Origin of the sequence: Paraburkholderia humisilvae, assembly GCF_902859855.1 — a bacterium.
GTDB classification, from domain to species: Bacteria; Pseudomonadota; Gammaproteobacteria; order Burkholderiales; family Burkholderiaceae; genus Paraburkholderia; species Paraburkholderia humisilvae.
This window is the reverse complement of sequence record NZ_CADIKH010000006.1, coordinates 1-26,748: the sequence shown is the minus strand read 5'-3', so window position 1 is coordinate 26,748 and position 26,748 is coordinate 1. Positions and strand designations below refer to the sequence as shown.

Annotated in this window: 26 protein-coding genes; 12 read left to right on the top strand and 14 right to left on the bottom strand. The window is 62.9% G+C overall.

Annotation, left to right across the window (positions count from 1 at the left end):
* Window positions 1-115 precede the first annotated feature (115 nt).
* The gene (locus HV796_RS07445) at window positions 116-835 is read left to right on the top strand and encodes a response regulator transcription factor (protein ID WP_175225832.1); all 720 of its coding nucleotides are present in this window, start codon (window positions 116-118) and stop codon (window positions 833-835) included.
* Window positions 836-914: 79 nt separating this feature from the next.
* Here HV796_RS07445 and HV796_RS07440 read toward each other — a convergent pair whose 3' ends face one another.
* The 4 genes from HV796_RS07440 to HV796_RS07425 form a co-directional block, all read right to left on the bottom strand.
* A complete protein-coding gene (locus HV796_RS07440) occupies window positions 915-2,765 on the bottom strand; it encodes an ATP-binding response regulator (protein WP_175225831.1) in 1,851 nt (616 codons plus the stop codon).
* A 310-nt stretch (window positions 2,766-3,075) separates the two neighbouring features.
* The gene (locus HV796_RS07435) at window positions 3,076-3,444 is read right to left on the bottom strand and encodes a hypothetical protein (RefSeq protein WP_175225830.1); all 369 of its coding nucleotides are present in this window, start codon (window positions 3,442-3,444) and stop codon (window positions 3,076-3,078) included.
* Between the two features lie 202 nt (window positions 3,445-3,646).
* Complete coding sequence (locus HV796_RS07430) at window positions 3,647-4,396, bottom strand: hypothetical protein (protein WP_175225829.1); 750 nt, start codon at window positions 4,394-4,396, stop codon at window positions 3,647-3,649.
* Window positions 4,397-4,873 carry a hypothetical protein gene (locus HV796_RS07425; RefSeq protein ID WP_175225828.1) on the bottom strand — a complete coding sequence of 159 codons (477 nt, stop codon included), beginning with the start codon at window positions 4,871-4,873 and terminating at the stop codon, window positions 4,397-4,399.
* Window positions 4,874-5,258: 385 nt separating this feature from the next.
* Here HV796_RS07425 and HV796_RS07420 point away from each other — a divergent pair, with 385 nt between their 5' ends.
* Together HV796_RS07420 and HV796_RS07415 are read left to right on the top strand one after the other, a co-directional pair.
* Window positions 5,259-6,053 (top strand): hypothetical protein, encoded by a 795-nt coding sequence (locus HV796_RS07420; RefSeq protein WP_175225827.1) that lies wholly within the window; start codon window positions 5,259-5,261, stop codon window positions 6,051-6,053.
* A gap of 234 nt (window positions 6,054-6,287) precedes the next feature.
* Window positions 6,288-9,743 carry an alpha/beta fold hydrolase gene (locus HV796_RS07415; protein WP_175225826.1) on the top strand — a complete coding sequence of 1,152 codons (3,456 nt, stop codon included), beginning with the start codon at window positions 6,288-6,290 and terminating at the stop codon, window positions 9,741-9,743.
* Window positions 9,744-9,776: 33 nt separating this feature from the next.
* Here HV796_RS07415 and hutC read toward each other — a convergent pair whose 3' ends face one another.
* From hutC to HV796_RS07390, 5 genes are all read right to left on the bottom strand, one after another.
* Window positions 9,777-10,460 carry a histidine utilization transcriptional repressor HutC gene (gene hutC / locus HV796_RS07410; protein ID WP_175226016.1) on the bottom strand — a complete coding sequence of 228 codons (684 nt, stop codon included), beginning with the start codon at window positions 10,458-10,460 and terminating at the stop codon, window positions 9,777-9,779.
* 303 nt (window positions 10,461-10,763) lie between these two features.
* A complete protein-coding gene (locus HV796_RS07405) occupies window positions 10,764-11,441 on the bottom strand; it encodes a methyltransferase family protein (protein ID WP_175225825.1) in 678 nt (225 codons plus the stop codon).
* The gene (locus HV796_RS07400; protein WP_175225824.1) at window positions 11,438-12,277 is read right to left on the bottom strand and encodes an arylamine N-acetyltransferase family protein; all 840 of its coding nucleotides are present in this window, start codon (window positions 12,275-12,277) and stop codon (window positions 11,438-11,440) included. Before HV796_RS07400 ends, HV796_RS07405 begins: the two co-directional genes overlap by 4 nt.
* A 188-nt stretch (window positions 12,278-12,465) precedes the next feature.
* On the bottom strand, window positions 12,466-13,146 hold the full coding sequence (locus HV796_RS07395; protein ID WP_175225823.1) for a hypothetical protein: 681 nt from the start codon (window positions 13,144-13,146) through the stop codon (window positions 12,466-12,468).
* Window positions 13,147-13,481: 335 nt separating this feature from the next.
* Window positions 13,482-14,789, bottom strand: coding sequence for an MFS transporter (locus HV796_RS07390; protein WP_175226015.1), 1,308 nt, complete (start codon window positions 14,787-14,789; stop codon window positions 13,482-13,484).
* 143 nt (window positions 14,790-14,932) lie between these two features.
* Here HV796_RS07390 and HV796_RS07385 point away from each other — a divergent pair, with 143 nt between their 5' ends.
* The 8 genes from HV796_RS07385 (at window position 14,933) to mdcH (ending at window position 22,315) form a co-directional block, all read left to right on the top strand.
* A complete protein-coding gene (locus HV796_RS07385) occupies window positions 14,933-15,769 on the top strand; it encodes a GntR family transcriptional regulator (protein ID WP_175226014.1) in 837 nt (278 codons plus the stop codon).
* Window positions 15,726-17,417, top strand: coding sequence for a malonate decarboxylase subunit alpha (gene mdcA, locus HV796_RS07380; RefSeq protein ID WP_175225822.1), 1,692 nt, complete (start codon window positions 15,726-15,728; stop codon window positions 17,415-17,417). The genes HV796_RS07385 and mdcA overlap by 44 nt, the downstream gene beginning before the upstream one ends.
* Before the next feature lie 181 nt (window positions 17,418-17,598).
* Window positions 17,599-18,612, top strand: coding sequence for a triphosphoribosyl-dephospho-CoA synthase (locus HV796_RS07375; protein WP_175225821.1), 1,014 nt, complete (start codon window positions 17,599-17,601; stop codon window positions 18,610-18,612).
* Window positions 18,600-18,914: a malonate decarboxylase subunit delta gene (locus HV796_RS07370; RefSeq protein WP_175225820.1), complete on the top strand. Its 315-nt coding sequence runs from the start codon at window positions 18,600-18,602 to the stop codon at window positions 18,912-18,914. The genes HV796_RS07375 and HV796_RS07370 overlap by 13 nt, the downstream gene beginning before the upstream one ends.
* On the top strand, window positions 18,911-19,798 hold the full coding sequence (locus tag HV796_RS07365) for a biotin-independent malonate decarboxylase subunit beta (RefSeq protein ID WP_175225819.1): 888 nt from the start codon (window positions 18,911-18,913) through the stop codon (window positions 19,796-19,798). The genes HV796_RS07370 and HV796_RS07365 overlap by 4 nt, the downstream gene beginning before the upstream one ends.
* Window positions 19,799-19,800: 2 nt before the next feature.
* Window positions 19,801-20,619 carry a biotin-independent malonate decarboxylase subunit gamma gene (gene mdcE, locus HV796_RS07360; protein WP_175225818.1) on the top strand — a complete coding sequence of 273 codons (819 nt, stop codon included), beginning with the start codon at window positions 19,801-19,803 and terminating at the stop codon, window positions 20,617-20,619.
* Entirely contained in the window at window positions 20,619-21,377 is a 759-nt protein-coding gene (locus HV796_RS07355; RefSeq protein ID WP_175225817.1) for a malonate decarboxylase holo-ACP synthase, read from the top strand. Before mdcE ends, HV796_RS07355 begins: the two co-directional genes overlap by 1 nt.
* Window positions 21,374-22,315 carry a malonate decarboxylase subunit epsilon gene (gene mdcH, locus HV796_RS07350; RefSeq protein WP_175225816.1) on the top strand — a complete coding sequence of 314 codons (942 nt, stop codon included), beginning with the start codon at window positions 21,374-21,376 and terminating at the stop codon, window positions 22,313-22,315. Before HV796_RS07355 ends, mdcH begins: the two co-directional genes overlap by 4 nt.
* 54 nt (window positions 22,316-22,369) lie before the next feature.
* Here mdcH and HV796_RS07345 read toward each other — a convergent pair whose 3' ends face one another.
* The 4 genes from HV796_RS07345 to HV796_RS07330 all read right to left on the bottom strand — a co-directional run bounded on the left by HV796_RS07345 (window position 22,370) and on the right by HV796_RS07330 (window position 24,298).
* On the bottom strand, window positions 22,370-22,690 hold the full coding sequence (locus HV796_RS07345) for a type II toxin-antitoxin system PemK/MazF family toxin (RefSeq protein ID WP_175225815.1): 321 nt from the start codon (window positions 22,688-22,690) through the stop codon (window positions 22,370-22,372).
* Entirely contained in the window at window positions 22,684-22,932 is a 249-nt protein-coding gene (locus HV796_RS07340) for an AbrB/MazE/SpoVT family DNA-binding domain-containing protein (protein ID WP_175225814.1), read from the bottom strand. The genes HV796_RS07345 and HV796_RS07340 overlap by 7 nt, the downstream gene beginning before the upstream one ends.
* Before the next feature lie 191 nt (window positions 22,933-23,123).
* The gene (locus HV796_RS07335; protein WP_175225813.1) at window positions 23,124-23,738 is read right to left on the bottom strand and encodes an alpha-ketoglutarate-dependent dioxygenase AlkB family protein; all 615 of its coding nucleotides are present in this window, start codon (window positions 23,736-23,738) and stop codon (window positions 23,124-23,126) included.
* A 242-nt stretch (window positions 23,739-23,980) separates the two neighbouring features.
* Window positions 23,981-24,298: a hypothetical protein gene (locus HV796_RS07330; protein ID WP_377692043.1), complete on the bottom strand. Its 318-nt coding sequence runs from the start codon at window positions 24,296-24,298 to the stop codon at window positions 23,981-23,983.
* 331 nt (window positions 24,299-24,629) lie between these two features.
* Here HV796_RS07330 and HV796_RS07325 point away from each other — a divergent pair, with 331 nt between their 5' ends.
* Entirely contained in the window at window positions 24,630-25,790 is a 1,161-nt protein-coding gene (locus HV796_RS07325) for a metallophosphoesterase (RefSeq protein WP_175225811.1), read from the top strand.
* 58 nt (window positions 25,791-25,848) lie between these two features.
* Here the strand turns inward: HV796_RS07325 and HV796_RS07320 are convergent, their stop codons facing one another.
* Window positions 25,849-26,400 (bottom strand): hypothetical protein, encoded by a 552-nt coding sequence (locus HV796_RS07320; RefSeq protein WP_175225810.1) that lies wholly within the window; start codon window positions 26,398-26,400, stop codon window positions 25,849-25,851.
* Window positions 26,401-26,748: the final 348 nt, after the last annotated feature.

Genomic DNA, 26,748 nt, shown 5'->3' with positions numbered 1-26,748 from the left:
CGCAACGGTGTGCGCCGTTCGCTTCGGCCCCGGCAGGTTGCCGCGACGCGCGAACGCACGCGCCGCGGTGCAGCGGCAGCATCACGAACCGACAGGGCCAACTCGCGGAGACATCATGAAGTTTCTTGTGGCCGACGACCATGAACTGATCCGCCAGGGCGTCAAAGGACTGTTGCGCGGGCTCGATCCGGCAGCGCAGTTCGATGAAGCCGACAGCTGGGAAACGCTGGCCGCCCTTGCGCGGCCCGACGCGAATCACGATCTCGCGATCGTCGATCTGCATATGCCCGGCATGACCGGCGCGGCGTCGCTCGAAAGCCTGTTGAAGGCAAACCCTGCGCTGCCCGTCGTCGTGCTATCCGCGGAAGAATCGCCTGGCGAGATGCGCGCGGTGCTTGCCGCCGGCGCGCTCGGCTTCGTGCCGAAGCGGCAGCCGGCCAGCGTGATGCTCAAGGCAATCGAACTCGTGCTGTCGGGCGGTGCGTATGTGCCGATGGAAGCATTGAGCCTGCTCGGCGCGCGCGAAGCCGTCGCCGAGACGACCAGCGCAGGCGCGGGCGCGCGAAGCAGCCCGGAGCCCGAGCCGGTGGCGCGTGTCGAGGCGCTGCAGCCGCATCAACGGCATCTGCTCGAAAACCTGTCGCCGCGCCAGCAGGAAATCATGCGGCTCGTGCATCGCGGCTGGACCAACAAGATGATTGCGCGCGATCTCGGGGTCGCCGAAGGGACGGTGAAGGTCCATCTGTCGGTCATTTTTCGCGCGCTGGGTGTGCATAACCGCGCGACCGCGATCGCGGTGATCAATGGGTGGCTCGAAACGGGGAAGGTGCTCTAGCGGCTTGCACGGCGCCAGGCTCCGGGACGCCTGCGACGTACGTCTCGCGTGCGTGCCCAGCAGGGTTGCACATCAAGGCCTAGCCAGCGCCTTGCGCGTGGCCGCCGATCATCACCTGGGGTGTCGCCTGCGGCTCCCGCTCGGGCTGGGTCGATTCGAGCAACGGCGACCGATCCGCTTGCTGCCATAGCATCTCGAGCGTGCGACGCAGCCGCGCCGCCGTCACCGGCTTGTGCAGCACGGGAATACCCTGCGACGCGAGCGCCTGCAACTCGGCCGACGCCATATCACCGGTAATCAGCAGCATCACCGCCTGTTCACGGCCGCGCCGGCGCAGCGCGTCGCGCATGGCAGCCAGCGCTTGCGCGCCGGTCCGATGGTTGGCGAGCTGGTAATCGCACAGCACCGCGTCAGGCATGAATCCTTCGTCGAGCGCACGCAGCGCCTGACCCTCGTCGTGCACACCGCTCACGATGCAACCCCAGCGCCCGAGCAGACTCGACAGCCCTTCGAGAATGGCGGGCTCGTCGTCGATGCACAGCACGCGGCGGCCGGGCGCAGACGGTCCGCCGCTCGCGGTCTCGTTGAGTCCCGCGACGATCCGCGCCGGATCGCCCGTATCGACGGCAAAGCGGAACACCGAGCCGCGCCCCGGCACCGAACGCAAATGCAGTTCGCCGCCGAGCAGTTCGACCAATCGCTTGACGGTCGGCAAGCCAAGGCCGTGCCCCTGACGGGCGTCGCGCTGCGGGTTAGCCACCTGGTAGAACTCTTCGAAGATGCGCTCCTGCTCGTCGGGTGGGATGCCGATCCCGGAATCGCGCACCTCGATATAGCCGCCCGCGGAGCGGCCCGAGCGACGAAAACCCATCCAGATCGCGCCGCTTTCGGTGTAGCGCACCGCGTTCGACAGCAGATTGCTCAGGATCCGCTCGAGCAGCACCGGATCGCCGTGCACGACGGCCAGGGTGGGCGCGATGCGCAGCGCGAGACCCTTCGCGGCAGCCTGTGGCCAGTATTGATTACCGACCCGATCGAACAGTTCGGACAGCCGGAAATGCAGCTTGATCACCTGCGTGACGCCGCTCTCGAGCCGCGCGAGGTCCAGCACCTGGTTGAACAGCTGATTGAGCGCTTCGACGTTGTTGACGATGTGATCGGCGGTCTTCGCGTGCTGCGTGTGCGTCGCCGCCGGGTCGTTCAGCGACGCGGCGAGCAGCCCGATCGCATGCAGCGGCTGGCGCAAATCGTGGCTGGCGGCCGCGAAGAAGCGCGTCTTCGCGAGGCTTGCCTCTTCGGCGACGAGCTTTTGCACCGCAAGCGATTCGGCCAGCGTCTGCTGGTCGATGCGGGCCTGCACGACACGCTGGAACAGCTTGCGATAGCTCAGCGCATACACGTTGATCGCACCGAAGAAGAACGCGAGGACGATCGCAAGAATGGTCCGGTCGAACGTATGCACGTCGAAGTGCAGCACGATGGCGGGCAGCAACAGGAATGCGATCGACGTCGTGAAATTGACGACGTCGAAGCCGTTCGACATGAATACGCCCGCGGCGAGCGTGACGATCAGCACTGTATGCAGCAACGGGAGGTTGGTATGGGGACTTTGAAACGCGAACCAGATGGCGAGACCCGGCGCCGCGTAGAGCAAGGCGTTGCGCACCGCGTGCAGATAGATCCACGCGCGCGGTTGCAGCGCGTCGGGCCAGCGGCGATGGCACATCCACAGCACGAGGCCCGCGCAGTTCGCGAGCGCGTAGAAGATGAAACAGGCGGCAAAGCGCTGTGGGTACGGCATGTCGACCCAATACACCGCAACCAGCATCGCGATCGAAAACCAGTGCGAGAAAAAGGCGATCGGGTCTTGCGCGTACAGCACACGCACGAGGTCTTCGTCGATGGCACGCTGGATCGGATCAGCCCGCATCGTGGGGTCTCCTTTGTGTCGGCAGCGGTGGCGCTCTCGGGCGCGCGTCAATCGGGGGGCAATCGCAGAGCTCGGCGCTTCAAGGAAAACTCGCCCGCTTGGCTTGCGGCGACCCTGATCGGCTATTGGACAGCACCTTGCCTGTCTTGCGGAGCGGCGTGGGGTTGGCCTACTTTCGCCTGGAAGTTTACCGCCGCCACATTCTCTATGTGCCTTTATTTGTGCTTCGCGAACGCCTACCTGCCTGCGTATGGCAAGGTACATGCTCGAAAAACGAGAAAGGACGACCGGGACTGAAGACCCAGCAGCATCAGCGCTGACGGTATCGCTTTACAAAAACACCCAACAGCACGAACGCAACGGTCATCAAACCAGCGCCGACCAGTCGCACATTCAGCGAGTGCCTCTCGTCAGCCGACAGCATCATGCCTGCACCAAGCAGAATGCCGATCGCCGCCTGCAAAACCGGCATCGGGGGCTTCACCTTGCCTGCCGTTTTCGACTCGAACGCTGATTGAGGCAAAATGAACCAGCCGCGACGCTTTGCTGAGGTCAGCAATAGCAACGAGATAAATCGAAGCACAGTTGCGGAAGAAAACAGTAGCGCTGAACCAATCCCTTGTTCGCGCAGCCATTCAGCATTGGTACGTAAAAACACCATGCTCAGAGCGGTCACCACCGCGAGTATTCGACCAGACCAGAAATTTCGCCGGACTATAAGCCATAGCGCACATGGAGTGAAAAGCCACGCGCAGACAAGAGTTACCCTCTCAATCAATCGACAGTCAGAATCGATGAGGCGGCTATATTCAACCGGAGAGGCGCACACGAGCGCCAAAAAAAAGCCAGCGAATGCAAGGTATGCGGTCCGTGGCATTGGATCATCGCTCATATTGCGTACAATAGTACATGCCACTCACCACGTCGCTCCATTGTTCTACCTCGAGTCTACGATTACAGTAATTTGTTCGATACATTGCTTCATCAACGGGAGTGATACTCCCCGGTATGCAAGACCCACGCGGTAACAGCGCCCAACCGTTTTTCATAGAGTCTTCCAGACACATAAATTCGTTGTCAATTGATGACATAATTTCATCATAGGTAGCAAGTTGTGCGTCCCTACCTATACGAGCCCAATATAGATTCGACGTCTCAGTGGCGATAGGTGGATCCATCGAGAGATATTTTGGAAGAAACCCCTGACCATACATAATCAAACTGTTCATATAGGGTGTGAATTCATTAACCAGATCTGCAGATAAAACCAATCCGGATACGCCTGCAGCTACACCGGCACCTATTTCAGCCCACGCAAGAAGATTCAAGGTGACCGTTCCGAGTGAGCTGATCAGCGTCAGTACATCGCCTGTTTGCACGCGACGACGAGGATCTGTCCAGTCCGCAACTATTTTCACGGCCACCGTCGTTGCCGTTGTCAAATTGGTGACAACCCGAAACGGCTGCAAGATCGGCGTTACAGACGATATCGTCGCTAGCAGCACGGACGAATCGACCATAAGATTAAGCGTTTCATTTTTACCCGAAAGAATCGACTGTATCGCAATATAACTGCCCATTGTGTTGGAGCCTTGCTCCAAAATCTGGACCACAAATTCCTGTTTTGTCATTTACTCCACTCCCGATTCCAGTTCCCATGGTGAAATAGAACCGACAATGCCACCTTGAGGCATAATATTTCGACTATCACTAAAAATCACATATCGAAAAAATAATTTTAAATTTACCAGTTTAGATCGATAAATCGTATTGGCGATAAATGACCGATCTTTTTTAAGACCGATCGGTAACTGATCCACTATCTGACTGAAATTCCGGTCGGTGGCGAACTGCAAGAATGCAGAAATATCGTGTTCCGCATCGTCAATATTAATAATTCGAATAGTAAATTTCCACAGATTATCTTTCTTTTTTCTCGCACGAGGTCCATTGGTGATCAAATAGCCATGTTTTACCGGATCAGGTAAAACAGGATTTAAAGGAGCTTGTTGAGCCACTGCGCAGACGGCTCCAAAACTTAATACAGATACGCTACTTTTTGCGAGAAAATCACGCCTTTTAACCATTATCTCAATAACCTTTCCCATGCTATCGATACTCAATACAAATGTATGTAGTCCGATTCTCTTTTTGAGTAAGGACACTCCATTTGTTTGTACGCGAAGGGGTCAGAACGACGTAAGGGCTGCGAACCGGCCGCATGTAGGCGTGCGAGCGCACGGCCCCTCAAGCCCGCGGGGGCAAACGTAAGAGTCGATAGCCCGACGGTTTACCCAACGGTTTACCCTTCAGCTATCACTTAATCCATATAGGCGGCGCGCCGCACAAAAACCATACTGCATACCAATTGCAGCGCGGCATGCGGTCTTCCGAAGCACGCGAAGACCTGTTTCATCGCCTGGTCACCAGGCGCCCCCCGGCGGAACCTCGCCCCCCACCGCGCTCCTTGCCCTTCATACGACGGAGGCTTCCATGGGTGCGGTACCGAGTCATGAATTCGCACGGTCGCTCGACGATGCGATCCTTCCCGATCTGTGGCGCCGCCGCACCCAGTTATCGGACCACGAAATGGCGTCGATGTACGACCTCGTGAAGCGTGCGCTGCGCGGCTACCACCCGCTCGAACTGCACGCGCTGGGCGAAGACAAGGAAGAACTCGTGCACCAGTTCATCTATACAAAGGTGCTTCGCCTCGCGCCCGGCCACATGGAGTCGCACGCTTGCCCCGAGAGCGCGCCGTCCAACGGCTACGCGATCTGCGCCTACTTCCGTCGCTATCTGATCGACTGTCTGCGCAGCGCAAGCCATCAGCGCAACGTGTCGATGGAAAGTGAAGGCATGGCGCAGGAAATCGATCTGCGCGCGCATGCCCTCGACGATCCCGTCGAAAGCGTGCTGCTGCAGCACGGCCTCGACGAGCAGCGGGTCCGGGAGGCCGCCCGCGCGTTTATCGCCAGTCTCGACGAACCGGAGCGCATCGTGCTCGCCGGCACGCTCGGCTGGTGCTCCGAATGCAAGGGCGGACTGTCGGCGGTCGCCGCGCGCCACCACGTGCCGTCGTATCACTATCGCGCCGTAAAGCTCGGCGTCACGATGAAGAAAACGGCCGACGCCGCCGATTTTTCCAACACGAAGATCGGTCGCTGGCTGACCGACGTGCTCGGCATTGACATCCAGATCGAGAACCGAGCCGCGATGCTCGTCGCGCTGAACCTGCTCGCGGTCGAATCGAGCGTCGAAGGCGAAGCATTTGAAGCGGCCGCGTAAGAAGCCGCCACCCTACCTGTCACCGGCCTGACGCCACTCAATGGAGGCTGATGCCGCCGGCCACGGCGACGGCATGCGCGCGCTGTGGCTCGCACCATGCGCGCGCCGACCTCCTTTGCATCACACGAATTTCTTTGCTTTTTCGTCAACGCAGTCCAGGATGGTTAGGCTGCGAGCGCCAGTCGTCCTTATCGTCAGGGTCCCCCGCCCTGCACATTCGAAAAAGGTGGTCGTATGAACCGCTTATCCAGCGCCATTGAGGCGATGAAGCCGCACTATGAGGTGGTGGTCGTCGGGTCCGGCTACGGTGGCGCGATCGCCGCGAGCCGTATGGCGCGCGCCGGGCGCGACGTGTGCGTGCTCGAGCGCGGCCGCGAATTCATGGCCGGCGAATATCCGAGGACATCTGTCGAAGGTCTTACCCAAGTGCAGTACAACACCGGCATCGGTCAGGAAGGCTCGCCGCTCGCATTGGTCGAGGTGCATGTGAACCCCGATGTGAACGTCGTAGTCGGCTGCGGCCTGGGCGGCACGTCGCTGATCAATGCAAACGTCGCGCTTCCGCCCGACGACCGGCTCTGGGACGATCCGCACTGGCCGGCTGCGATTCGTGCCGACAAGACCGGCCGCGACAAAGGTTACGCGCTCGCAACCGCGATGTTGCAGCCGTCGAAGCTGCCTGATGACTTCAATGCGGACTTCAATGCGGACTTCAACGCGAACTCTAACGCGGACGTCACTACAGACACCGCGCATGCGAAGCCGCTGCCGAAACTCGCCGCGCTCGAGTTGTCCGCGCAAAAACTTGGCATGGAAGACCGCTTCTACCGGCCGCCCATCACCGTCACGTTCAAGGACGGCAAGAATGCCGCCGGCGTCGATCAACACCGTTGCGTCGGCTGCGGCGATTGCAATTCGGGCTGCAACTTCGACGCGAAGAACTCGACGCATATGAACTATCTGCCCGATGCAGTCGCGCATGGCGCGCAGATCTTCACGGGTGTCGCCGTGCATTCGGTGGTGCGCGATGAAGCGCAGCAGAAATGGCGGGTCCGCTATCAGCCGGTCGCGCTCGGCCGGGACCTGTATGGCGCGCCCGAGATGGCGATTACCGCGGATATCGTGATTCTGTCGGCGGGTACGCTCGGCTCCACGGCGATCCTGTTGCGCTCGAACGAAGCGGGCTTGCCGGTGTCGACGCAACTGGGCCACCGTTTCACCGGCAACGGCGACGTGCTCGCGTTCGCATTCAACACGGACCACGACATCAACGGCGTCGGCTGGGGCGCGCAATGGCGCAGCGACCTTCCGCGCGTCGGCCCGACCATCACCGGGATCATCGATCATCGCAATACGCCGGATGTGCGTGACGGCTTCGTGATCGAGGAAGGCTCGATCGCGGCGCCGATCGGCGGATTCATGGCTGCCGTGCTCGGCGCCGCCGCCCCGGTCGAAGGGGTGGCGATGCCCGACCCGCAAGGCGAAGCACCGCTTGCCGATGATGCACGCATCGCCGAAAGCATGCTGCGCGGCCCGCACTACGGTGCGATGCGCAATACGCAAACCTTCCTCGTGATGTCGCACGACGACGAAAGCGGCCGCATCACGGTCGACGACGGTGGACGGCCGCGCGTCGCATGGCCCAATGCCGGCAAACAGCCCATCTACGATATCGTCGAGCACACGCTCGAAGCGGCAACCAGCGCGATCGGCGGCGAGTACGTGCGCAATCCGATCTCGGCCGATATGTTTCGCAACCGCACCGTCACCGTGCATCCGCTCGGCGGCTGTGCGATGGCCGACGACGCGGAGCATGGCGTGGTCGACGAGGCGGGGCGCGTGTTTTCCGGCATCACCGGCAACACGGTGCATCCGGGCCTCTATGTGATGGATGGCGCGGTCATGCCGATCTCGCTCGGCGTCAATCCGTTGCTGACGATTTCCGCGCTCGCCGAACGCAACTGCGCGCAGCTCGCGAACGCACGGGGTTGGGAGATCGATTACGGCGCAGCCGGCCACGCCGCGCCGCCGCCGCAACCCAAAATCGGCCTGCGATTTACCGAAACGATGAAAGGCACTTACGTGCCGAGCGGCGCAACTGCGGACCAAGGCGCGCCGATGAGCTTCACACTGACCGTCGAATCGAACGACCTCGAGGACATGCTCGCGAATTCGCAGCACACGGCGAGCATGATCGGTACGCTCACGTGTGCGGCGCTCTCGCCGGAACCGCTGCAGATCTCGAACGGCCGCTTCAATCTGTTCGTCGTCGATCCGGCGCACGTCGAGCGCCGCAACATGAACTACCGGATGACGCTCAACGCCACCGACGGGAAGACGCTTTTTCTGTTCGGGCAGAAGATCATTACGCGATCGTCGCTACTCGATCTGTGGGCACAGACCAACACGCTATACGCCGAAGTGCGTGCGTCCGAAGCACCGGATGCGCCGCTCCTCGGCAACGCGACACTGATCATCACGCCGGAAAATTTCCTGAGGCAGCAGCGCACGATCGAGGTGACCAACGCGCCCGATCTGGAAACACGCCTGAAATGGACGAAGAAATTCGGCGAGTTTTTCGCCGGTGTGCTGTTCACCGAGTACGGAGGGGTCGCCGCGCCGCTGCAGTTCGCCGATCCGGATGCGACACCGCGTGTGCGCCGCGCGTTGCGCACGCCCGCGCCGCAGGTCACCTACTTCAATACGCCCAAGCCGGACGACAAGACCTTGCGTCTGACGCGCTATCACGCCGGCACGAAGGGCCCGGTATTGCTCGTGCACGGCTCCGGCGTGTCGAGCCGCATTTTCTCGACGGATCTGATCGATACGAACCTCGTCGAATTCCTGTGCGCGGCGGGCTACGATGTGTGGCTGGTCGATCTACGCGTGAGTATCGAACTGCCGAGCGCGACTGAGCCGACGACGGCCGATGCGATCGCGCGCTACGACATTCCCGCAGCCGTCGCCAAAGTGCGCGAGCTAACCGGCGCGAAAGACATCCAGGTGGTCGCGCACTGCCTGGGCGCAGTCGCGACGACGATGGCGCTGCTGTCGGGCCTTCGTGACGTGCGCTCGGTCGTGCTGTCGCAGGTTTCCGCGCATCTGGTGCCTGGCTTGCTGCAGCGGGTCAAGGCGGGCCTGCATACGCCGCAGATTCTAAAGTTCCTCGGCGTCGACGATCTGACCGCGTACACACGGCACGAAGAGTGGCCGCACAACCTGCTCGACGACGCGCTGCGCTTTTTCCCGACCGAAGACGACGAAGAATGCAACAACGCGATCTGCCACCGCGCGACGTTCCTGTATGGGCTCGTCTACGAACATGCGCAGTTGAACGAGCCGCTGCATGCGAATCTGCAAGAGCTATTCGGCATTCATGACGTCGAGCTCTTCATTCAACTCGCGCAGATCGTGCGCGAAGGACATATCGTCGATGCGCAAGGCGACGATGTCTATCTACGCAATCTCGACGGCATGAAGCTGCCGATCGCGTTTATTCACGGCGCCGAAAACCGCTGCTATTTGCCGGTCAGTACTGAAATGACGTATGACATGCTGGTCGAACGGTTCGGTCCCGACAACTACGAGCGGCATCTGATCGATGGTTACGGGCACATCGACTGCATCTTTGGCAAGAACGCGTCCGTTGACGTATATCCGACCATCGCGAGGCATTTGAATGCACATTGAGCGCACCACGGGCTGATGCACGGATGCGCCGCTTCAGAGCACCCCGCCGAGATGAAGACGCGACGCCCGATGCCAAAGCTGCACCGACGTCGCGACCGCGGCGCCCACCCAGGTACGGCGCCATAGCATCAGGCACGGCTCGCCCATCTCCATCTGCAGATGGCGGCGCACGTACGGATCGGGTTTTTGCGCGTGAATCTGAAACTCGGCGCGCTGGATCGGCGCGACGCGCATCATGTAATGATTCGGCGTTTCGAGCGTGAAGTCCTGCTCCAGATAGCCGGGAAAGACGCTTGGGTTCACGAAACGGTCTTCGTACTGGATTGGCTCGCCCTCTTCGCAATGCACGATGCGCGAGTGGAACACCGGGCCCGCCGACAGCCCCAGCGCGTCGAGCGCGGACGGCGCGCTGCTTGCCTCGATCACCAGCACATGGGCGGAGTGGCGATGGCCGCGCGCCGCGATCTCGTCGGCGATATTGCGGACTTCGAGCACCGTCGACTCATAGCGTTGCGGCGCCACATAGGTGCCCGAACCCTGCACGCGAGCCAGCACACGTTCGTTGGTCAGCTCGCGCAGCGCGCGCGACACCGTCATCCGCGCGACGCCAAATTCTTTCACCAGCTCCGTTTCGGATGGAATCAGCGCACCGGGTTTCCAGATGCCCTCCGCAATGCGCGCGACCACGTAGCGCTTGATTTGCTCGTAGGCCGGCATCGTCTTCGCCAGCAGTGGGTTCTCGTGCGCCGCACGCGCGCAGACGGTTGCGGCTTGACCGTTTGTATTCATTGCCTCGTCGACCTCGTGGGTGATATGCGCCTGTCTGTCGTCAATCCGGCGGATAAGCCGGACGGCCGACAGCGCGGCCGCGACGTTCGACCGGACCGCGCCGCCGGTTGGCGGCGGGCCCTGATCGCGCATTTGGGGCAGCATTATCCACGAAATCAGGCCGTTTCAATTTTCGCGTCGTGCGGGATGACCCATCCGTAACGCGCCCCTCAATGCGCGTTCGCGGGCGCGTTACCAGATGTGCGGCACAAACCGGTAGCGGACCCGCGCCGCATAGTCGGCATAGCCTTCGAGGCCCGTCATCAGCGTACGTTCCTCGAGCACCGCCCGGTAGCCGAGCCCCGCCACCAGCAACGGCACACAGGCGAGCGCCCACCACGAGCCGAGCATCAACGGCGTACCGGCGAGAAACAGGATCGCCGCGGCGTACATCGGATGACGCACGTAGGCGTACGGTCCGGTATCGCTGACCGTGTGGCCACGCTCGGTCTGGATCTTGACCACCGGCGCCGCATAGCGATTCGCACGGAACACCTCGCGTGTCGCGACGATGCACACAAAGATGGCAAGCGCGCCGCACACGCTCAGCCACAGCGGCATCGCCGCACGATGCAAGCGCCCCGCATCGATGGCGATCAACACGAACCAGCCGAGCCAGCTGATACCCGCGCCGCTCATGAAGAACTTGTCCCAGCGGCTTTGCGCCGGCTGCACAAACAGGCTCAGGCGCTCGGCAAGCAAGGCCGGATCGTAGCGCGCAAGCCATACGCCGGCCCAGATGCCGAGCACACCGACTTCCAGCAGAAACAGCCAGGCGGCTGGCCATGCGAATGTGCCGGCCGCCGCGAACAGCACCGCGCCCATAATCGCGAGCCAGACGATCGTGTGAATCACGAGCCGCGCGATCATGGTGTGAGCCCCGTCGGTGCACGTCCTTCGACGCGTTGGAAAACCGCCTCGACGTCGATGTCGCCGACGTCGATGCCGAACGCATCGCGCAAACACGCGTCGAGTTCGCGTGCGCTGCCGATGCGCCGCTCTGTCGCGCGGCCCTCTTTCGAACGCTCGGTCAGCCTGTCGTTGAAAAGCGTTAGCCGGCCCGTGGGCACAACACGGCACACGACCAGGTTGCCCGTGAAGAACGATTCCGGATGAGTCGACGTGTACCAGTTCGCCACTTCATAGTCGATCCATTCGACGCGCTGCGGCTCGAAACGGTAAAGCTTCATCCAGGCGTCGCCCAGCTTCACTTCGACATCGACGGCCTGTTGCACGGCATCGGCAAGACGAAACGGCTCGAGCGTCGTCGGCTGGGCGATGCCCGCGACAAGCCGCAGCGGCGCGGTCAACGTGATTGCGCCAAAGCCGGCGTCGGCAATCCACGGCTCGCCGTCGATATCGATACGCAGCACGGTATGCGAGCGCGCGGTAACGGCATGCGGATCGCGGCGCCATAACACGCGCGCCAGCAGCAGCGTCACCGTAAAGCCGAGTGAGATCAGCGCGTGCGCCAGCAGCGTGTTCAGTTCGAAGCAGTAGCCGCCGCGCCGGCGCTCGATCAGCTTGTCGACGAGTTCGGGCAGCGCCAGCGACACGCGAGCGCCGGTCAACGGATTCAGGTTTTCGAATGGAATCGCAAGCGGCTGCAGGCGCTGCAGATCGCGTAATACATCGAGCGTGGCCGCGCGCGGACCGTCATAGCCAATGCGCGCGAAATAGCGGTCGAGATCGAATGAACGGGACATCGCACCCTCCTTGCGGTGCATGACGATGCCATGCCGATGCCGCGCTCGGCAAGCGGCATTCGCTATCCGTTAGCAATCATTGCGTCGCATGCGCACGCGTCGTCATCGCACAGCGTCACCCGCTTCATGCCGGCTCATGCGTGTGCGTGACAGACGCGCCCGGACCCGCGCCACCCGCTGCGCGATCGTTAGAGTCCCTTGAGCGCCGACGTTGCGATCGATGGCACGCTGATCCCGTGGCTCGACGCGAACTGCACGGCTTGCGAAAGCGTCGACGCGAGCGACTGCAACTGCCCCGGCGCGGACTGCGCGATATATGACGCAGCCTGCGCGGTCTGCGGATTGAGACCGGACTGCAACAACGACGTCGGGTTCATCTGGCCGACGCTGCCAAGGCTCGATTGCAGACTCGAATATTGGCTCACGCCTTTGCCGAGCGATTCCAGACCGCTCGAGAACGCCGCCTTGTCGAGCGGCCCCGACGATGCCGAGCCGCTGCGGCTCGCGAACGCCTGCGTGAGCGTTTGCGAAAGCGACTGCTGTGTGCTGCCGACCTGCGTTAACTGGCTCACCGTTGGCGTGCCGCCGCCCAGCAAACCGGCGGCCTGCTGCGCCTGCCCGGCGGCGCTCGACAGCCCCATTGCCGACGCGAGGCTCGATTGGCCGGCTAACACCTGCTGGTTGGCGCCGACGTAGTTTTGCAGCAACTGCGAGACGCCGCCGGCGGACGTGGCGCCAGTTGCCGCATCGCCGGACGAATTGCCACCGCCGATACCGAACTGCTTGAGGTTAAGCTGCGCATACAATGCCTGGCTCGCCAACACGGACGTGCTCGCGAGCAGCACAGCGGAAAGAATGCGTCGGTTCATGCTGCACCTCCTGATGGGGTTGCTGCGCACACGGGTTCCACCGTGCGCGTCGGCAACCAGCCGCGTGCGCGTTCGGCGCAGCGCCGACGCGGTCGCGCACGATTCATTCTGCTCGAAGAACCTGCAATCAGGAAAGACTGGTTGGCCATGTCCCCATGCGGTGCGGGAATGCATGCCTGTGACAAACGCGCTACGCATGACGCAGGGTCCTGCGAGAATCGGTGTGTGATGCGTACGAACGCGCGTGGCGGATCGCCACGCGCGTTCGCAGCAAGATGCTGGCCCACCAGGTTGGCGTCACGCCGCATGCAGCAACGCAAACGCGACGGGGGGTTTTACTGCGGCAGCACTTCCCCTTTGGTCTCCGGCGCCATCGGAATGATGAAGAGACCGACCACGAATGCGATCGCGGTCAATGCGACAGGAATACCCAGCGTATGCATGTTGAGTACCGCCGCGCCGAGCAGGAAGTTCACGCCGGCCCCGACAAAGCGGCCGAACGATGTACAGAACGCGAACGCCGTGGCCCGCACGCGCGTTTCGAACTGCTCGGGCAGCCACAGGCTGAAGAGCGCGAAGTTGCCGCCGAAGAAGCCGAGCACAAACAGAATCGCGATAAACGGCGCAAGGCCGTTCGGCAGATAGAACGCCCAGCCGAAGCTCAGCGCGATCGACACGGCCATCCCCGCGAAATACACGGCGAGCGTCATCTTGCGGCCAATGCGTTCCGCCATCGGCGGCAACACGAGGCAGCCGAGAATGGTGCCGATCGACAGTAGACCCGTCGCCAGCGACGCCATTCTGATCGCGTCCGCCTTGCCCATGCCGGCGCGCGTCGCCAGCTGGATCACCGCCGACGGTTCGTACACCGCGCCCGCCCACAAGCCGATGATCGCGATCGTCAGCAGCGCGCAGGCCACCCACGTGCGGCGCCGGTACGTCGGCCCGAAAATCTCGCGCAGCGGCTTAGTGCGCACCGCCTTCGACTCGGCTTTCTGCCACTTTTCGGATTCCTTCACACGCGTGAGGATCATGATCGCGATCACGACCGGCACCGCGCCGGTCAGGAACATCGCGCGCCAGCCGAAATGCACGCCAATCGTCAAGTTCAGCGCGGCGGCAAGGAAGAAGCCCGCGTAGTAACCGGTTTGCAGATAACCCGCGCCCATCTTGCGGCGGTCCTCCGGCCACGCCTCGGCGACGTAGGTGCCGGCCAGCGCCCATTCGCCGCCGATGCCGACACCCGCGATAAAGCGATAGACGGCGAGTTGCCACACGTTATGCGCGGTCGCCGACAGCCCGGTGAAGATCGCGAACGTGAAGATCGTCGCGGCCAGCACCTTCGTGCGGCCGAAGCGGTCCGCAAGCGGCCCCCAGATGAACGACAGCCCCCAACCCACCAGAAACAGCGCAAACAGGATCGAGCCGGCGAGGCCCACGTTGGCAGGGGTCGCCTCATAGCCTGAGCGCGGCAACAATTCGGTCAGCGCCGGCGTCAAAACCAGTGCGTAGATGAACGAGTCCATCCCGTCCAGCGTCCAGCCGGCCCACGCGCCCCAGAAGCCCGCGATCTGCGAGCGATTCAGCGGCGTTTTGGCCGGACGCGCCACGCGCGCGCGGTTGGCGTCGGTGATTGAATCCATCATGCATGCTCCTCCAGTACTGCGGTTGTAATGCGCAAGCTGATATGAAGATGCAGCACGCGCGCCAGACCCCTAGGGTTTTCTCCGCCGGTCGGGTTTTTCCGGCTGGAAAACGCAGATTTTTATATATAATATATTCCATCATGGACAGCACAACCGATGGTTTTCCCCTGGATAGTGCGCCCGCCGCGCCTTTCCTGCCCACGGCCAGCACGCCGCGATCGAGTGCGTCGCGGACCATCGCGGCCGCGCTGCGCGCGGCGATCGTCGACGGCACGCTCGCACCGGGCGCTCCGCTGCGGCAAGACGCGATCGCGCGTCATTTTTCGGTGAGTGCGATTCCGGTCCGCGAGGCATTGCGGCAGCTGGAAAGCGAGGGCTGGGCGAAAGTCGAAGTGCATAAGGGCGCGACCGTCGCGCCGCTATCGGCTGATGAAGCGCGCGAAATCTATGAAATCCGTTCGGCGCTCGAAAGTCTCGCGCTTGGCCTGGCTATCCCGCGGCACACCGCGGAATCGCTGCGCGACGTGGCGACGCTGTGTGAAGCTGCGGAGCGTGAACCCGATCCGTCGCTCTATGTCGCGCGCAACCAGGCCTTTCATATGAGTCTTTATGCGCCCGCCGGGCGGCCGCAGCTTTGCGAGATGATCGCCAACCTGCACCGCCGTGGCGAACGCTATCTGCGGCTCAAGTTCGACTTCCCCGAGTACAAGGGCGAATCGGATCACGAGCACGAGGCGCTGCTCGACGCTGTGCTGCGCCGCGATGTGGCCGCTGCACAAACGCTTGTGGCGGCTCATCTGATAGGAACCGGGGAATTGATTTATCGTTTTCTGACTGAACACGCGCAGACCACCGCCGAACCGGCTTCGTCGCGCAAGCCGCGGGCGAAACGCGCGCGCCTTTCAACCCGACTCCCCGGGAGTACCCCTGACGATGAACCAGCGACCCGAACCCAACCGTCTGACTCCGACGGCTAGTGCGAACGCGGCTCCCGCGCGTTCATGGACCACGCGTAGGGATGAAAAGGCCCGCCGTCTCGCGCGGGTCACCCCCTGGTTCAAAGACGGTGTGCTGCCCGCATCGCGCATCGTCGACGCCTTGCAGGTCCTGATCCGTCCAGGCGATCGGGTTGCGCTCGAAGGCGACAATCAGAAGCAGGCGGACTTCCTGTCGCGCTCGTTCGCGAAGGTCGATCCGGCCGAAGTGCACGACGTGCATCTGCTGATCTCGAGCATCAGCCGGCCGGAGCATCTGACGCTTTTCGAAAAGCGCATCGCCCATAAGGTCGATTTCGCGTTTGCAGGACCGCAGAGCTTGCGCGTCGCGCAATTGCTCGAGGACGGTCAGCTCGAAGTCGGCTCCATCCATACGTATGTCGAGCTGTACGCGCGGATGTTCGTCGACCTGACGCCGCAAGTCGCGCTGCTGTGCGCCGAGCAGGCGGATCGGCACGGCAATCTGTACACCGGCGCGAATACCGAAGACACGCCGACGATCGCGGAGGCCGCTGCGTTCCGACACGGCATTGTGATCGTGCAGGTCAACGAAATCGTCGACCAGTTGCCGCGTGTCGACATTCCCGCGTCCTGGGTGGACGTAGTGGTCGAAGCGGACCAGCCGTTCGCGGTCGAGCCGCTCTTCACGCGCGACCCGCGTCATATCGGCGATCTGCAGGTGCTTACCGCAATGATGGTGATTCGCGGCATCTACGAGCAGTACGGCGTGACATCGCTGAACCACGGCATCGGTTTCGACACCGCCGCGATCGAGCTGCTGCTGCCGACGTATGGCGAATCACTGGGCCTGCGCGGCAAGATCTGCCGCAACTGGACGCTCAACCCGCACCCAACGCTGATTCCGGCGATCGAATCCGGCTGGGTCGACAGCGTGCACTGCTTCGGCAGCGAAGTTGGCATGGAAGCGTATATCGAGGCGCGGCCCGACGTGTTCTTCACGGGCAGCGACGGCTCGCTACGCTCGAACCGCGTGCTGTGCCAGCTCGCGGGCCAGTATGGCGTCGACCTGTTTATCGGCTCGACGCTGCAACTCGACGCCGATGCAAATTCGTCGACCGTGACGCGTGGGCGTCTGGCCGGCTTCGGCGGTGCGCCGAACATGGGTCACGATCCGCGTGGCCGGCGCCATGCGAGTGAAGCGTGGTTAAAGCTGCTCAAGGGCGACGGACCGGTCGCGCGCGGACAGAAGCTCGTCGTGCAGACCGCCGAGACCTACAAAAAAGGCGGCGAGCCGACCTTTGTCGACGAACTCGACGCGATTGCCGTCGGCAACAAGAGCGGCATGCCGATTGCACCCGTGATGATTTACGGCGACGACGTCAGCCACGTGGTCACCGAAGAAGGCATTGCCTATCTGCATAAGGCCGAGGGCATCGACGAACGGCGCGCGACGCTCGCCGCGGTCGCCGGTGTCACGCCGATCGGCTTGCGCGCGAAGCCTGAGAAAACCGCGGAACTGCGCCGCCGAGGAATCGTCGCGTATCCGGAAGATCTCGGCATCCGGCGCAGCGACGCAAAACGATCGCTGCTCGCTGCGCGCAGTATTGACGATCTGGTCACGTGGTCAGGCGGGTTGTACGCGCCGCCGGCACGCTTTAGAAGCTGGTGACGCGATGGCGATCGCCACGGTTTCTGGTCCGTGCGCAAAGCGCCGCAGCACGGCGGCCGATGATGACGCGCTCGAATGCGTCGATCTCGATGATGGCCGAGTGACATCCGCGCGCAGGCGGGCGGCGGTGGAGGCGCTGCGCGACATCAGCGCTACAGCGGGTACGCGTAACAGGTGCCGCATGCAACGTTTGGCACGGCAGCAGCCGCTGTCCGACGCGCAACTGGCACGGTTTGCGGTTGACGCACTGATCGAGGAGGCGGAGCTGACGCCTAAGCCTGCGCTCGTCGATGGGCGTGGCAGCGGCGCACACCGCGACCTCGATCTGCCGACCATGCGGCGCTCCGCGCGCGCACTCGAACCGACCTTCGCCGCGCTCGCGCGCGCGTCGCGACAACGCACACCGTCGGCGACGTTGCGCGCCGAGCTCGCGGCAATCGGCCGCGACGGTGAACAGGCAATGATGCGCGCGACCGGCGGCAGCAATGCGCATCGCGGTGCGATCTGGATCGTCGGCTTGATGATTGCCGGAGCGGCGATTGGCGGCGCGGCGCGTGGCGCGACTGGAACGTCGAGTGCGTCGGGCACGGCTTCGGTTACCGCCTGCGCTGCGTCTGCGATTTCTTCTGCCTGGGTCTCTTCGGTCTCTTCGGTTGCGAGCGCGGCCTCAACGGCGCGGTATCGCGCGCTCGCCGAAGCGGCAACGGTCTGTGAGCTTGGCGCGCAAATCGCGTGCTTCCCCGATCGCCTTGCCGCGCCCGCCGACAGCAACGGCGAGCGTGTGCGCCAGCGCTACCAGGTTGGCGGCGCACGCGTCGAAGCACAGCAGGGCTTTCCGCATGCGCTCGATATCGGCCTGCCGGCGCTCGTACAGGCGCGCGCACGTGGCGTCGGCGAAGACGCGGCGCGCGTCGATGCGCTGCTCGCCATCATGGCATCGCTCGACGACACGTGCTTGCTACACCGCGCAGGCCTCGCAGGATTGCAAGCCGGCCAGCAAGGCGCACGCCGCGTGCTCGCGGCAGGCGGCTGTTCGACTCACGCGGGCCGCGCCGAACTTGCGGCGCTCGATCGCGCGCTCGTCGCGCTGAACGCCTCTCCGGGTGGCGCGGCCGATCTGCTCGCCGCGACACTCTTCCTCGACAAACTGTCACGTCAAGACTTCACCGGGAGTACCACACCATGGAACACCTGACGTTCGAGTATCCGGCGCAACGCGCCTTCACGAATCGCACACATGTCGGCGTGGTCGGCTCCGGCGACCTCGAGGTGCTGCTGTCGCCCGCCGCGTCGATGACAGCGACCGTCGATGTGCGCACCAGTGTGGATGGCTATGGCCATATCTGGAAAAGCGTGCTCGACCGCTTCTTCCAGCGCTACGACGGCGCGGCGCACATCGAGATCAACGATTTCGGCGCAACGCCGGGTGTGGTGGCATTGCGCCTCGCGGAAGCCATCGAGGCGATCGACACCCACACACCGGGAGATCAGGCATGAGCACCGTCGCGGTTCAGGCTGCGCCGGTTCTGGCGGACAGCTTTATCGAATTGCCGGCGCGCGAGCGTGCCCGCGCCCTGCTCGACCCCGGCACGTTTCGCGAGTTGCTCGGCCCGTTCGACCGGATCGAATCGCCGTGGTTGCCGCTGCAAGGCATCGTCTGCCAGGCCGACGACGGCGTCGTCATTGCACGCGGCACGATCGACGGCGAGCCCGCGGTGGTGGCCGCGATTGAACCGGCGTTTCAGGGCGGTAGCATCGGCGAGGTGTCGGGCAGCAAGATCGCCGCGGCGCTCGAGCTCGCGTTGCGCGATTGCGAAAACGGCCGCCCGGTGCGCCCGGTTGTGCTGTTCGAAACCGGCGGCGTGCGACTGCAGGAAGCGAACCTCGGACTCGCGGTGATCGCCGAGATGCAGGCGGCAATCGTCGCCCTGCGCCGGTACGTGCCGGTGGTCGGCGTGATCAGCGGCATGGTCGGCTGCTTCGGCGGCATGTCGCTCTCCGCTGCGCTGTGCTCACACCTGGTCGTCACGAAGCAGGGACGGCTCGGCATGAACGGGCCCGAAGTGATTGAACAGGAAGCGGGCATCGACGAACTCGACTCGAGCGACCGCCGCCGCATCTGGCAACTGATCGGCGGGGCGCAGCGCGCGGCGACGGGGCTGGCGGACAGCCTCGTCGAAGACGACACGCAGGCGGTGCGCGCCGCCGTCGTTCAGGCGTTTGCGCGCGGACTCCCCGCCGCGCATCGCAGCGCTCAGGTCGACCCCTACCTCGCACGACTCGCCGCAATCGACCCGCAAAGCGTAACCCCCGAAACGATGCGCACGGTGTTTCATGCCGACGCGCCAGCCAATGCGTCAAATTCGGCGCGCAAGGAGTGACCGTGACCGATACTCAACTGACACGCGGTGCACGCTGGTTCCGCGCATTCGCCGGCGAGCCGACCACGAAAGCGCCGGTCTGGAGCGCAGACGCGCCGCTCGGCGACGAGACCGCGCGCTTCATCGCGGTCGTGCCGGCCCCCGGCAGCCGCTTTCCACGCGCAACCGACAACGTGGTTGGCCTCGAGCAGGGCTGGCTGCTCGCGCGCGCGGTGCGCGACGTGATCGCTCAGGATGCGAGCGCCACAAAGAAGCGTCCGATCATCGCGATTGTCGATGTGAAAAGCCAGGCGTATGGCTATCGAGAAGAGATGCTGGGCGTCCATCTCGCGTGCGCGGCCGCGGTCGACGCATATGCGTCGGCGCGCGACGCCGGTCACCCGGTGGTCGCGCTGATCGTCGGTCCCGCGATGTCGGGCGCCTTTCTCGCGCACGGCTACCAGGCGAACCGGATTCTCGCGCTCGATGCACCCGGGACGCTAGTCCACGCGATGGGCAAGGAAGCCGCCGCGCGCGTGACGCGCCGTACCGTCGAAGAGCTTGATGCACTCGGCGAAACGATCGTGCCGATGTCGTACACGATGGCGTCGTTCGCGAAGCTCGGCCTGCTCGATACGCTGATCGACGGCATCGACGCCGATACGCCAGGCGGCCCCGACATCGCACGCGTACGCGGCCTGCTCGCCGACGCGGCGCGCGATGCGCGCGCGGACAAGTCGCGCGGGCTGTCGCATCGGCTCGAGTCGGAGGCCGCGCGCAAGACCCGCGCCGCGTCGATCGACGTGCGCCGGCGGCTCGCGCAGCAATGGGATGCGGCGTAATGCGGATGTGCGCGCTGCCGCCGTTGACGTCGTCTGCTGCGATGAAGGCGGCCGGCGGCCGCGATGGCGGTGAGGCAGGCTGGCGGCCGCATGATGTGGTGCGGCTGAGTCGCTTGCCGAAATTCGATGGCGAGCCCGTGTGGGTTCGCGATGCGTTTCTGTACGCGCCGTTTGCGGTCGTGCGGCGCGCACAGGCCGCTAGCGGCTTCGTCGCGATCGGTATTCGCGGCGCAAAGCGCGCACAGCGTTATGGCACGTGGGTAGAACACGAGGACGTCGAGTTCGCGCTAGCGCCAGAGGCGCTCCTCACGCACGCGCCCCTGCCCGGGCGTGAGCAGCTTCCCGCGTTTTCCGCACTCGCCGCGCTACGCCGGGCGCCTGGGTGCCTTGCCCAGTTCGTCTGGGGTCCGGCAGGGAGTGTCGGCTTCGAACTGGCGACGGGAAGATCCACTGCCACCGCAACGAGCGATCTCGATCTGCTGATCCGTACACCCGACAAGCTGCATCACACGGCGGTGGAACGGTTGCTCGCCGAACTGCTTGCGCACGCGCAGCGCGCCGGAATCCGCGTCGATGCGCAACTCGAAACGCCGGCCGGCGGCGTCGCGTTAGCCGAACTCGCTGCCGGCAAGCCGCACGTGATGGCGCGTGCGGCCGATGGGGCGTCGCTCGTCGACGATCCGTGGGTCAAGGCCGCCGATAGGTCAAGTGGTGCGACGGCTCGCCCCGATACAGCCGTGACAGGCGCGGAACGATGACGCTCGCCTTCCTCTTCCCTGGACAGGGTGCGCAAACCGACGGATTTCTTCATCGCCTTCCCGAGCATCCTGCGACTGCGGCAACGCTGAGTGAAGCTTCCGACGTGCTCGGTTTCGACGTGATGACGCTAGACACGCACGCCGCACTCGAATCTACGGTCGCCGTGCAGATCGGTATGGTCGTCGCGGCGGTCGCGATCACGCGTGCGCTGGCCACGGAACGGTTAGCGCCTGACGTCAGCGCGGGGCTATCGGTCGGCGCTTACCCGGCCGCGGTCAGTTGCGGAGCGCTCCAGTTCGCCGATGCAGTCCGGTTGGTTCGCAAGCGGGCCGAACTGATGGAAGCCGCCTACCCTTCCGGCTATGGACTCGCCGCCATTGCTGGACTCACCGAGCACCAGGTCGAAACACTCGCCGCACAGGATGCACTCGACGGGCGTCCACGCGTGTTCGTTGGCAACGTCAATGCACCGCGGCAAATCGTCGTGGCGGGTGCGACGGATGCGCTTGACGCGTTTATCGGAACCGCGCTTGCCGCCGGCGCGCGCAAAGCAACGCGCTTAGCCGTCAGCGTGCCGTCGCATTGCGAACTGCTTGCGCCGGCAGCCGATGAACTCGCGGCCTACGCGCGCGACATACCGTTTTACGCGCCCCAGAGTCTGTACATCGGCAATCGCGGCGGCCGACCTTTGCACACAGCCGATGCGATTCGCGACGACCTCGTGACCAATATGTGCCACACGGTCCGCTGGTTCGATGCGCTGACGGTGATGGTCGAAATGGGCGCGCGCGTATTACTGGAGGCGCCGCCGGGCCAGGTGTTGACCGACATCGCGCACGAGCAGTTTCCCGACACGGTCGCCCTTCCCGCTAACGCAATGGCGTTTGACCGGCTGGTTGCGACTGTCAGGCGGCGTCTCGATACCGGTGGCAAGTAACACCCGCCGATGCAATGCCACCGTGCTACGGCCCGATGTGCATCGCCCGCCTCGCTAGTCGACGAAGATTTCCTGCAAGGTAGATAGCGTCGACGCTAGCGCCTGCCCCGAAATGGACCCCACCCGTCTAACCAGGCGCTCCTTATCGACGGTGCGAATCTGATCGAGCAGAATCAGTCCACGTTTGCGGGCAAACGTCAGCCCCACGCGGAACGGCGCGGACCGACTGCCGGTGGTCATCGGAGCGACGATCACGGTGTTCAGGTATTCGTTCAACTCGGGTGGGGACACGACCACGCAGGGCCGCGTTTTCTGAATCTCGCTGCCGACGGTCGGATCCAGCGCAACTAGCCAGACCTCGCCGCGCTCTACCATATGAACTCCACGTCGTCCGCGTTCGGAAACTCACCCATCACGAGGCGATCGTCCCCAACTGCCGCGATCGACTGGCTCGCTTCGGCCCAGCCCTCGCGTGCCTTCTTCTGCGGCCGGCGCAGCACCAGCGTGTTTCCTTCGATTTGCATTTCCACCTCGTCCTCCAGTCCCAGCTGGGCCAAAATAGGTTTCGGAATGAGCACGCCATGCGAGTTACCCATCCTGCGAATTGTGGTTTTCATGGCGTTGCCTTCAGGTTGGAAATGCTACGGGGATCGAAAGGGAAAGTAAACACAAAGTTATTACATCATAGCATGGCCAAATGGCATAGGGCGAATCTCATTGCGTCGCAAAAGTTGCCCCAAACTGACAGCCCCAAACCGGCTCAAAATTCCGCACGGGTTTGTGCGCATAAATTTTATATTTTTCTAATTTATATCGGTTGCCGAAGAACCGACGCATCCTGCGGAATGACGTATCTGAACGTCAGATTGATCCGCTCACCCTGAACCCGCGGCTCCTTGGGCACACGATGCCTCCACTCCGCCTGAGTGCTGCCGCGCATCACGAGCAGACTGCCGCTGCTCAGCTGGAACGACTGCGCGGCGCCCGTGCGGTTATGGCGCATGTCGAACGTTCGTGTTGCACCAAGGCTCACCGATGCAATCACCGGCTCATCGCCCAGTTCGGGTTCGTGGTCCGCATGCCAGCCCATGCTGTCCGCGCCGCTACGATAGCGGTTCAGCAGCACGCTATTGAAGCGCGCGCCAGAAGTCGCTTCCGCCGCAGCCTTGAGCTCAGCGACCGCTGAAGTCCATGCGTCGGGGACGTTGCGGATACCTGAATAGATGTACACGGCATCAGGCTCGCCCTGCCATGCCGTCAGGCGCGGCAGCGGCACGCGGCCGGCCGGCGTACCCATCGTGTCCTGCCGCCACGCGACTTCTTCGATAATGCGGGTCAGCATCGATGCGGCGCTTGCCGGCGACAGCCAATCGGGAAACCACGCGACATCCGGCGTGGGCAAATCGTCAAACAAATCGTGCATATCAGGAAAGCTGCAGACGCAGCGCTGAAAGTGTCGAGCAGCTGTGCAGTATGGACCCGCGCAGGAATCGAGTTCGCCGATGGCGCGCGGATGCGTGCGAGATTCGGACACTCGTCGTCCGCGCCGCGGCGGGATCAACGGAAGTTTGTGCCGCGGCACGGACCGTGCTCGCATGTTTAAGCTAAACCCGCAGCTCGGTTTCGTCAGAAAAAGCGGCACCGGCTTTCGCTACACCGAGTGCTTCATGTCGTGAACAGTGCGATATAGAAGATGATTGCGCCAAGCACCGCGCCGACAAAACAAAATCCCTCCTGCACGTCGTCGCCATTCGATCGCAGCCACGCTGCGACGACTCCACATAGTCCCGCAACGCCGAGGGTGACAAAAACCATCACCGTATAAAACAACGCGGCTTTGCCAAGTTGCGAAAACTCGATGCCCCGGACGCCCCAGTACACACCGACCGCAATGAGCGACAACATCACCAGCGCAAGCATGACGTGATTCGCTTCGCGACCGATGTGATGTTCGCGGTGCGACAACCTGATCGCTTTCATCATCGCCTCCCATCGCACGCTCTGTCGACGATAGACGGCCCGTCTCACGGTGCGAGACCTGCTGAACCTCTCGCACGTTGCGACATAAGGGCCGCCGCTTTCAGAATAGTTCGGATAGTTAATTCAATATTCGTTTAATAAGAACACTCTGAGGCTTCAGCAAGCGCACGCGACGCACTGCGATGCCACGCTGAAGAGAACCCGCGCGGTCTCACGCCCCCTCCAACGCGCCGTCAAATCTGCCGGTAGAATGACTGGCCGGCGATCCTGCATACGCGATTGTTCGTCAGCATGCCAGTCGCTTTCGACTCCATCGCGTCACGCTATCTCTCTTATGCGCCTATCTTCTTTCTTCGTTCGCCTTGTCTCGATCGGGGTCCTGTTTCACCTGTACGTAGGTTTCCGGATCATTCCCGATTTGCCGATCGGTTCGACCGGACGAGGGCTGTGTGTGCTGTGGCTCGTGCTGTCGTGTCTGCTGATTCCAGCCGGCATGCTGGCACGTCGCTTCGAGCGGCAGTCGGTCGGTGACCGGTTCGCGTGGATCGGCCTGATGGCGATGGGCTTTTTTTCATCGCTGCTGGTGCTGACATTTGCACGCGACGTCGTGCTCGCGTCGCTGTTGACGATAGACGCGCTGTGGCCGCACACGGTGTCGATCGCGCAATGGCGGCCCAATAGCGCGGCCGCGGTCCCGATTCTTGCACTGATTTCCACGACCGTCGGCTTCATCAATGCGCGACGTCGCGCGCGGGTCGTCACCATCAATGTGCCAATTGACGACTTGCCGCGTGCGCTCGAAGGCTTCACGATCGTACAGATCAGTGACATCCACGTCGGGCCGACCATCAAGCGCCACTATGTCGATGCAATCGTCGAAGCGGTGAACCGGCTCAAGCCGGATCTGATCGCGGTGACGGGCGATGTGGTCGACGGATCGGTCGCGCAACTGTCCGCCCATACGCAACCGTTATCGAGACTCAGTGCGAGACATGGTGCATATCTCGTTACCGGCAACCACGAATACTATTCGGGCGCCGATGCGTGGATCGCAGAATTCGAACGGCTCGGGTTGCGCGTGCTGCTCAATGAGCATGTGGTTGTGGAACACAACGGCGCGCAAGCGGTGATTGCAGGTGTGACCGACTATTCAGCGGGCCACTACGATCCCGCCCATCACAGTGACCCGGCAGCCGCGCTACGAGGGGCACCCGGCGATGTGCTGATCAAGGTGCTGCTTGCGCATCAGCCGCGTACTGCGGAAGCGGCCGCAGACGCTGGATTCACACTGCAGTTGTCCGGCCATACGCACGGCGGACAGTTTTTCCCGTGGAACTTCTTTGTCCGCTTGCAGCAGCCGTTCACCGCCGGACTCGCAAGACTGAATGGACTTTGGGTCTATACCAGCCGCGGCACCGGTTACTGGGGACCACCCAAACGGCTTGGCGCACCTTCTGAAATTACGCGGTTGAGGTTGGTAAGCGCAGGCCTTTGAGAGCGTGTGTACTGTGCGGCGATCGCCCGCTACCGGGTTCGATCGCCGCCTTGAATGACTACGGCGCTGAAACGGACACAGTCGCAGTCGGCGCGTAGGCGACTTCGACATGCATCCCCGGTGACAGATGAGCGAGCTGTGCGGTGCTGTTTGCCTGAATGTGGAACATCGCGCCTTTCGGGCCACGCAGTGCGAGCACACCGGTCTTCTGATCGATCGTGACGAGTTCGGCTGCGACGTTGTTCTGACTCACCGGGTCCGCATTTGCGACGATCTGGCCATTCGCGTTCGACGCCCCACGCGGTGACAACGTAATCACCACATCCCGAACCATCCGCACGCGTACCTTGTCCCCTGCTTTGAGTTCCGACAACTTCGTCGAATCCGGGCTGACGTTGAAGGTTGCCTGGCCACTCGCCGCATCCTTCACGGTGACGGTGTGCGCGATGCGATCCACCGCCTGCACGATGCCTTCTGCCTGAAGCACACTGACTCCCGCGATGGTTGCGCTCGACGCAACCGATGCGGCAGGCTGTGCCGCCTGTGGGCTAAACGGCGCCAGAGCGATGAATGCTCCGCTGACTACAGCGATGGCTAGCTTTTGATTCATGCGATCCTCAGTTGTTGATCAACAGCGACTCGCACAGCAGTTTGTTTTTCGAGATGAATCCTGTCAACGTTTGGAATCCAAATTAATTTGGCAATACCAAATGCATAGAGGTGAGGATGGGGCGCTTGGTGTATCGGAGGTTCTGCAGACGCATGCGCCGCCCAGAATGACTGGGGGCACTGCCGGTAGTGCTGGCTGGCTGGAATTGGGCTGCGTAGACCGGGCAGATTGTGTAGGCGTAAACGCACGAACCCCGCCTGGGAGGGCGGGGTTGGGGCGTCTGGAAAGGGGAGCCTGACGATTACCTACTTTCACACGGGGATCCGCACTATCATCGGCGTGGAGTCG